1 pseudogene is annotated in these 358 nt (G+C 56.1%); it reads left to right on the forward strand.

The window, feature by feature from the left end:
* Positions 1-257 (forward strand): annotated as a pseudogene (locus EE949_RS28930) (LysM peptidoglycan-binding domain-containing protein); the annotation flags it as partial.
* Between the last annotated feature and the right edge of the window lie 101 nt (positions 258-358).

Here is a 358-nt window from a genome sequence, read left to right on the forward strand (position 1 = left end):
GCGTGACCCAGATTGGTGTCATGGACGTGGTCACGCTGAACCGAGGGCGGCGCGACGGTCTGACCGAAGGCAACGTGCTGGCGATCTACAAGACCGGCGAAAAGGTACGTGACCGGGTAACCGGCGAGTCGGTGAAAATCCCGGACGAGCGGTCGGGGCTGCTGATGGTGTTCCGCACCTACGACAAGCTTAGTTACGCCTTGGTCCTGCAAGCGAACCGATCTTTGGCCATCATGGACAAGGTTCGAAATCCGTAGCGGCGGTCTGTTTTAGTTCTGATACGGATTTGTCTTACCCGCCAGTCACTTATCAAATTGTTGTCAACAGAGTTATCCACAGGTTTGCGCACCATTCCGGG

Source organism: Pseudomonas viridiflava, assembly GCF_900602065.1.
Classification (GTDB): Bacteria; Pseudomonadota; Gammaproteobacteria; order Pseudomonadales; family Pseudomonadaceae; genus Aquipseudomonas.